Annotated in this window: 6 protein-coding genes; 2 read left to right on the top strand and 4 right to left on the bottom strand. The window is 46.2% G+C overall.

Features of this window, described 5'->3' with window-relative positions; all coding sequences use genetic code 11:
* Window positions 1–26: 26 nt before the first annotated feature.
* The 4 genes from QXE01_11815 to QXE01_11800 all read right to left on the bottom strand — a co-directional run bounded on the left by QXE01_11815 (window position 27) and on the right by QXE01_11800 (window position 2,286).
* A complete protein-coding gene (locus QXE01_11815) occupies window positions 27–734 on the bottom strand; it encodes a M20/M25/M40 family metallo-hydrolase (GenBank protein ID MEM4971924.1) in 708 nt (235 codons plus the stop codon).
* An 82-nt stretch (window positions 735–816) separates the two neighbouring features.
* A complete protein-coding gene (locus tag QXE01_11810) occupies window positions 817–1,491 on the bottom strand; it encodes a DUF1028 domain-containing protein (GenBank protein MEM4971923.1) in 675 nt (224 codons plus the stop codon).
* A gap of 124 nt (window positions 1,492–1,615) precedes the next feature.
* Entirely contained in the window at window positions 1,616–1,747 is a 132-nt protein-coding gene (locus QXE01_11805; GenBank protein MEM4971922.1) for a hypothetical protein, read from the bottom strand.
* Window positions 1,748–1,890: 143 nt separating this feature from the next.
* Window positions 1,891–2,286 (bottom strand): hypothetical protein, encoded by a 396-nt coding sequence (locus QXE01_11800; protein MEM4971921.1) that lies wholly within the window; start codon window positions 2,284–2,286, stop codon window positions 1,891–1,893.
* A 300-nt stretch (window positions 2,287–2,586) separates the two neighbouring features.
* On the opposite strand from QXE01_11800, the gene QXE01_11795 reads away from it, so the two are divergent.
* Window positions 2,587–3,609: an ATP-binding protein gene (locus QXE01_11795; protein MEM4971920.1), complete on the top strand. Its 1,023-nt coding sequence runs from the start codon at window positions 2,587–2,589 to the stop codon at window positions 3,607–3,609.
* 115 nt (window positions 3,610–3,724) lie between these two features.
* Window positions 3,725–4,246: acyl-CoA dehydrogenase family protein (locus QXE01_11790; GenBank protein ID MEM4971919.1), on the top strand; the 522-nt coding region annotated here is incomplete at its 3' end.

Here is a 4,246-nt window from a genome sequence, read left to right as displayed (position 1 = left end):
AAGAAACCACTATCCTACATCGTTCATCATAATGGAGTAGCCCCCACAAAGGGGGGTAACACCCGAGACCCCAGCAAAACCCCGCCCTTCAGGGCGGGGAAGGGGTCATAGCTTCTACTTACAAGGCTCTTAGTAATCCTCTCTATAGAGCCTCTAACACCTATTGTCCTAGCCCTTGCCTCGAGGGTTATTTTAAAGGCATTCCTCCTCCTATTGATTATAACCAGGCCTGAGCCATCCGCATTGATCATATAGCTTGGGAATAACCCCCTAGATCTTAGATATTCTCTGAGAACCCTAGCACCGTTATAGCCACCGATCTCCTCATCACCTGTGAAAGCAATTATAGCCGTGCCCCCGTACTTCTCAACAACACGGGCGATGCTCCCTGATGCCGATATCAAGACAGCTACGTTCCCGAGATCATCTGCAGAGCCCCTACCATATAGCCTCCCACCAGCCTCCCTAGGGGTGAAGGGGTCCGAGCTCCACGACGGGCCTGGTGGGACAACATCGTAGTGAGCTAGGTAGAGAACAACGGGCTCTCCAGAGCCGTATACCTCGTAGAACGTGTAGAACCCTTCGCTCTCCATGACCTTTGGATCCATACCGCCTTGTCTCATAACATCCTCAACACCATTGATACATCCAGCCCCTGGTTTTATTCCTGAGGCTGGGTCGTTAACGCATTTTAGTGGTATGAGCATCTTAAGAAGATCTCGTGGATCCTTCATATAGCTCTCCCAATATAGTTACAATAGAGATATATTAATATCGATTCCTATGCCTGGTAAAAAGATCTATTTAATAGCTGGTCTAGAGCCTTATTATATCCATAAGCTCCCCATACCTCTTTCTAAAAGCCTCCATGGTCTCGATAACACCATTATATATCCTGATCAGCTCATTCACAGGATCCACATGATCATCAACCCTCAGATTATGCTCCCACCTAGGATTCCTCGAAGCTATTAGGAGAGCAGCCGATCTCTTTCCCCTTATATCGCCTCCAGCATCCTCACCAGCCTTGAGAGCCTTTAAAAGCCTGAGGGGAAAAGGATCTCCGGAGGAGCTTTTATAGGCCTTCAACATCTCCTCTAGAACAGCCTCACCAGCTATCATATTCCCGGCAACCGCTACATCGTCTTCCACTATATGGCCGGCCCATGGAACACATTTAGATCCCGTGTATCCATAGGATCCATGGTTATCAACACCAATGATCTGCCTGTACTCCCTATGAGGATCTACCTTCAGGAGAGACTCAATAGCATCACCAATCCTAACACCCAGCTCAGCAATCCTAACAGCCTTCCTACCAAGATCAACATTAACAAATGACTGCGTTGAAACAGCGGCAACACCAGCAATAGCATGGGGAGCTAGAGCACCAACAGCAGGAGCCGCTGTAGCCACCGCAACACCGAAATCCCCACTCCCAGGATCTCGAGCAACTATAGAGAAAGTACCTATTATAGCATATAGCTCCACCTAACCCACCGCAATATATATTATAGAAAACATATATTGATGAGATATATCCTTGATATATAGAGGCGATGATCCCTAAGTATTCTAATTACATTTAGCAACGCCGAAGCATCGAATAGCCTCTTCATCTCTCCTCACGACTGCTTCTGATAGCCTCAACAAGCTCCTCCAGAGGTATTCTAGCTAGGATCTCCTGGGCTTTTCTCAACACTCTATGTAGCTCCTCCTCTTCTCTCCTCCTAACCTCCCCCTCCAAAGCACGTCTAATAACATCACTTATAACTATACCATACCTCTTTAGCTTTTCATAGACCTCCCTTCTGATTCTTGCAGATACCGTTACAACTGAAAGCCTCGCCTCTTTAGGGCGGGGAGAGCTCAGTATTTCTTCGATATAGCCTATTGCTTCCTAATTAATGCTTCAACGAGCCTATTTATTACCAAATCTCTCAGGCTATCCATGCTTGCTCTCAACTGCTTCATATCAGCCTCTAACCCCTCAACCCTTTTCTCGAGCATGTCTATCCTCTTCTCAATCGAGTTCATTCTCTCTGATAGGTTCTTCTCAAGAGCCTCAATCTTTGTTTTTAAACTCTCTTCTAGGCTAGCCATTCTCTTCTCAATAGCATCCATTCTAACCTCTAGCGTCATCCTCGTTGCCTCCATAAGTAGGAAGCCCACTTCCCAGTCGCTTAGCTTCTCACCCCTGACAGCCTTATCAATGATCCTCTTAGCATACTCTGTGAGAATAGAAGCTATAACGTTTATCCCAATAGACGTAGCATGCTCAGCCATAGATATCAAGATATATATATCGTGGGGGTTAAAAATACCACGAGAATCTTATTGCTTAAGAGGGGAAACGGACTTGGTTACCATGCGCATCACTACCTCATCATTTAGCGATGGTGTTAGCATCAAGCGTATAGGCATTAACAACATCCCCGCCCTGGAGGGTGAGGCTTTCAGTTGTAATATGTATTGGCAACTGCTATAGCTCCCTTCATACTAATCAATATATGTCCTTTCAGCTATAACTAGTAGGGATATAAAGCTATAATAACCACCTAAGATCTATAGGAGGATACCAGCTAGATGAGAAGGATAAAGCTGAGATTTGCAGACAATATAGAGGTTGATTTCGTAGATAGGGAGCTAGGTTTGAAAAGGGTTGAGGAGTGGGCTGGAAGAGGTACTAGGCTGGTTCAAGTTATATATGGGCCTGAGGGTTGTGGGAAAACAGCATGGCTTAAACAGAGTGCTGAATTGTTAAGGGAGCTGGGTTTCGATGTGATCTATGTAAACCCTGTTGAGAGGATCTTACAGGCAGAGATTGGTGTTAAGGATGTTAAGAATAGACTGCTCGAAATAGTTAGAGGGGCTACCGAGGATGCCTGGGGAAGGGTTGCATGGGCTGTTATAGATGCTGCCAGAGAGATGATCAAAGCTGGGAGGAAAAGGCTGGCTATCCTAGCCGATGATGTATTCCAAGCCATTGGGTTGGATAGAGCCTCTATCTATGTAAAGGGGTTACTGGGATTGATAGAATATCCGCCAGCTGATTATGAGAGAATAGTAACGATAGTCGCAACAAGCGAGGGTATCTCTAGAAGGGAGATTGGTAGGCATAGATGGGCTAATAGCCTGCCTATGTGGAATATGACTATCGAGGGGTTCAGAGAGCTCTATAATCAACTTCCTGGCGATAAACCTGGTTTTGAAGAGATCTGGAGGTTTTCCGGTGGGAATCCAGCTGTACTAGCTAATCTTATGACGAGTGGGTGGGTCTTCGATAGGGTGGTTGATTGGTTGATTAGAGAGAAGAGGGTTAAAGGCTTTATCTCCTCGCTAGCTGAGTATGAGAGAGAGTTGCTTGCAAAAGCTGTGGAGGACCCTGATGTGCTGATGAGTCGGGAGGGAATAGGTCTTATGGATAAGCTGGTGGAACTAAATCTAATAGTGGATGTAATACCCAAGAGAGATCCTTGGTCATGGATAGATGCGCCGCCTCCAGAAAGAGATATGGAACTTGGGATCGGGGTGGATGTTGCTTGGCAAACCCCATTACATAGAGAAGCTGTCAGAAGATCGTTGGAGTTCTATGGTGGAAAGCCTTAGAGAAGAGATCTAAATAGATCCTTTAGATCGGATTTAGTTATATCTAAAAACCATAGAAATACTTATCCTCATAGGAGGGATATTTTCTTTCTAGCACATATTATTCGGTGGGCCTTTGTCGACGCAGGATCTATCTATACTTAGGAGGACTGTTAGGGAGTTTGCATCGAGATATGTTGCTCCCCTAGCTAGGAAGATAGATGCTGAGAACTGGTATCCGAGGGAGCTTGTGAGGGATATGGGTAGGATGGGGATTCTAACCCCTAATATCCCAGAGGATCTTGGTGGTGCTGGTCTCGATCTACTGGGTGTCTCGGTCGTTCTTGAGGAGCTCGCTAGATATAGCGGTTCAGCCTCGCTAATACCAGAGGTTCAGGGAACACTTGTAGCTCATGTGATAGCGAAGTATGGGGGTAAGAGGGTTGTTGAGGAGGTTGTTCCAAAGCTCGCCTCTGGAGACGCCATAGGATCCTTCGCTCTGAGCGAGCCCTGCTGTGGGAGTGATGCAGCGAATATAGAGACAACCATAGAGAGGCAGGGTGGTGAGTGGGTTGTTAAGGGGACTAAGATGTGGACCACCCAGGGTCTATATGCTGATTACTTCCTAGTATTCGGTAGGATTGGGGATAGGAGTGAG

The organism is Sulfolobales archaeon (assembly GCA_038897115.1).
GTDB lineage: Archaea > Thermoproteota > Thermoprotei_A > Sulfolobales > AG1 > AG1.
The sequence above is the reverse complement of the archived record's forward strand: the minus strand, read 5'-3'. Positions and strand labels throughout refer to the sequence as shown.

What these genes read in the sequence shown, in the direction of transcription:
- QXE01_11800 (MEM4971921.1), bottom strand. Translation starts at nt 2,286, where the DNA reads ATGGCTGAGCATGCTACGTCTATTGGGATAAACGTTATAGCTTCTATT.
- QXE01_11795 (MEM4971920.1), top strand. Translation starts at nt 2,587, where the DNA reads ATGAGAAGGATAAAGCTGAGATTTGCAGACAATATAGAGGTTGATTTC.
- QXE01_11815 (MEM4971924.1), bottom strand. Translation starts at nt 734, where the DNA reads ATGAAGGATCCACGAGATCTTCTTAAGATGCTCATACCACTAAAATGC.